The sequence below is a fragment of the Methylophaga sp. UBA5088 genome (genome assembly GCF_002414625.1).
Taxonomy (GTDB): domain Bacteria; phylum Pseudomonadota; class Gammaproteobacteria; order Nitrosococcales; family Methylophagaceae; genus Methylophaga; species Methylophaga marina.
The window spans coordinates 10,715-13,387 of record NZ_DIAC01000092.1 but is presented as its reverse complement, the minus strand read 5'-3'; the positions used below and the strand labels follow the sequence as shown (position 1 = coordinate 13,387).

The window sequence follows — 2,673 nt, the reverse complement described above, 5'->3', positions numbered from 1 at the left end:
GAAAACGCTGAATCAATGTATTGAAGTCACGTAATGCATCCTCCGCAGCGCCTGGGTCACGCTGAGATTCATCACGGGGAATATATTTTTCTAATAAACCAATGTCACGGTGGAAGTTAACCAGGCCACGAAGGTATATCGCGTAGTCGATGTTCGGATTCAGTGGGTATACCCGCATGAATCGATCAATGGTGGCAATGGCGGTTTCAGGATCATCTGATTTGTAATGAGCATAAGCAGATTCAAGTAATGCTTGTTGAGCATATTCACCAAAAGGAAAACGCGCTTCCAGTTGTTCGTAGTAGGCGATGGCTTTACTGTAATCTGCGATATCCAGCGCGGCTTTAGCTTCACTGTAGATTCTTTCTACACTCCAGCTTTCATCTGCTTTAACTTCTTCTTTTTGAAAAAAAGAACAACCAGACAGTGATAAACAGGTCAGACCGATGATTAATGGCAAATAATATTTTTTCATTGAAGTAGAGTACGCTAGCTTGCTGTTTAAGGTAAAGGTTGATCTTAGCCCTTTTTCGGATTCAAAGCACGCTTTTAGCGAATGTGAAGATTATATTTAATCAAGTACAATATGCAGCTTTATTCTTTAATAAACAGGAATCATCGATGTTGAAACGGTTGTTGTCTCTTGCTGTAGGTCTTGCGATATCGGCACCTTCTATGGCAACTACTTTTGAACTTAAATCCGCTGGCTCAACCGTTGTGGGTCACAACATGGTGGTTTATAGCACAGATAAAGACACCTTACTCGATATTGGACGTCAATTTGATTTAGGGTACAGCGACATTGTCGAAGCCAATCCAGATGTTGATCCATGGCTTCCGGGTGAGAATACACGCGTTATTATTCCAAGCCGTTTCATTCTTCCTAAAGCTGGCCAAAAAGGCATCGTGATCAATATTGCCGAGTTACGCCTTTACTATTATCCAGAAACAAAGGCGGGAGAAACACAGAAAGTGATCACCCACCCAATCGGTATCGGACGTGAAGGATGGGGCACGCCATTGGGCAAAGCAAAGATTACCCAGAAAAGAAAAGATCCAACATGGACACCACCAGAATCCATCAGAAAAGAGCATCTTGAAAAAGGTGATCCTTTGCCAAGAGTGGTTGCGGCCGGGCCTGATAATCCATTAGGGGCTTATGCGATGCGGTTATCGATGCCGGGTTATTTATTGCATGGTACAAATAAGCCTTTTGGTGTGGGTATGCGTGTGAGCCATGGCTGCATTCGACTTTTCCCAGAAGATATCCAACACTTATTTAATATCGCATCAGTGAATACGCCTGTAGAAATTATTTATCAGCCAGATAAAGCGGGTGTTCGTGATGGCAAACTCTATTTGGAAGTCAATAAACCACACAGCGACATCGATAAACGCCAAGGTTTAAACATGACACCGATGGTAGCAGCCATTTTAGAGGCGCAAGATAAATTACCTGCCGATGATGACTGGGCATTTACAGAAAGATTAGTGGAAGCCCAGGATAGTATCGTTAAACGTCTAGGAGAAGAGCCACTCGATATCGTAGAAGATGTTTGGTTTGTTCATGCCGGACTAAGCCAGAAAGCGATACAAAAAACACGTCAGGCAATCAATACTTTGCAATTGAATGATCTGTTCTGGCCTGCGAAATCTGGCGCAGTGGGGGAAACCTTAATCGGCCCATTTAATTCACAACAAGAAGCCGCTGAGATGGCTGACAAAATTAGTGAAGTAGCAGGTATTTCTGTATGGGTTGCGCAAGTATCGAGTGACACGCTCTAAAGATAAATACTCTAGATAAAAAAAAGCCGGAACAATTGTTCCGGCTTTTTTGTATGAGTAAATCTAAAATTTAGATTATTTGCTCATCGCTTTTTCAAACATACGGTCGATTTTTGCACAGCATTCTTCGACAGTTGATTGAGCTTCATCAGCAGCTTTCTGGGCGTTCATGGCAGCCAGTTCTGCGTCAGTTGCAGTACGTTGCGCTGTGTCAGCAGTGCTTTGAGCATTGCGGGCTGCGACCAGAGCTGAATCAGCTGTTGATTGAGCTGATTCTACAGAGGCTTTCAGCGCTTCCATTTCAGCTGTGTTCGCACAAGCAGTCAACATAGCTAAAGGCAGGATTACAGCACTCAGTTTTGCTAATGATTTCATTTTTATCTCCTTAAAGTACCAGTTAAATTGGCGTGGATATTATATTGCTTATTAGCAACATAAAACATACGCTAGCAAGAAATATTTTTGCTGTCCATTAACATTATTAAAAAGGACCGTTTTAATATTACAACAGATACATAAAGAAATAGTTGGTATAATAATCGGCTTTAATATGAGTCATTGTTCTTCAATGCACTCTTGAAGTACCTATCGTTCTGGAAAAATTTGTTTATGCATCCAATGCTCAATATAGCAATCAGAGCTGCCCGCAATGCTGGCTCTCTGATCATGCGCTCGCTGCAGCACGTTCAGCATCTTGAAGTCACGACTAAAGGTCGTAATGATTACGTGTCAGACGTTGACCGACTCGCGGAACAAGAAGTCATCAACGTCATCAAAAAAGCCTATCCTGACCATGCCATTATGGCTGAAGAGTCGGGTCGTTCAGGTGACAATGAAACCGTTTGGATTATTGACCCACTGGATGGCACAACAAATTTTCTTCATGGT

The 2,673-nt window shown here is 42.4% G+C and carries 3 protein-coding genes and 1 pseudogene; 2 read left to right on the top strand and 2 right to left on the bottom strand.

Going from position 1 to position 2,673, the window contains the following annotated elements:
* Window positions 1-475, bottom strand: a 475-nt coding sequence (gene bamD, locus B4K20_RS11460; protein ID WP_289282983.1) for an outer membrane protein assembly factor BamD, incomplete at its 3' end; no start/stop codon positions are given.
* Window positions 476-621: 146 nt separating this feature from the next.
* Here bamD and B4K20_RS11455 point away from each other — a divergent pair.
* Entirely contained in the window at window positions 622-1,785 is a 1,164-nt protein-coding gene (locus B4K20_RS11455) for a L,D-transpeptidase family protein (RefSeq protein WP_289282982.1), read from the top strand.
* 75 nt (window positions 1,786-1,860) lie between these two features.
* Here the strand turns inward: B4K20_RS11455 and B4K20_RS11450 are convergent, their stop codons facing one another.
* Window positions 1,861-2,160 (bottom strand): Lpp/OprI family alanine-zipper lipoprotein, encoded by a 300-nt coding sequence (locus tag B4K20_RS11450; RefSeq protein ID WP_007145710.1) that lies wholly within the window; start codon window positions 2,158-2,160, stop codon window positions 1,861-1,863.
* A gap of 234 nt (window positions 2,161-2,394) precedes the next feature.
* Between B4K20_RS11450 and B4K20_RS11445 the strand changes: the two are divergent.
* Window positions 2,395-2,673: pseudogene (locus tag B4K20_RS11445) on the top strand (inositol monophosphatase family protein); the annotation flags it as partial.

Excerpts from the sequence above, each read along its gene's own strand:
- B4K20_RS11455 (WP_289282982.1), top strand. The coding sequence starts at position 622 with ATGTTGAAACGGTTGTTGTCTCTTGCTGTAGGTCTTGCGATATCGGCA.
- B4K20_RS11450 (WP_007145710.1), bottom strand. The coding sequence starts at position 2,160 with ATGAAATCATTAGCAAAACTGAGTGCTGTAATCCTGCCTTTAGCTATG.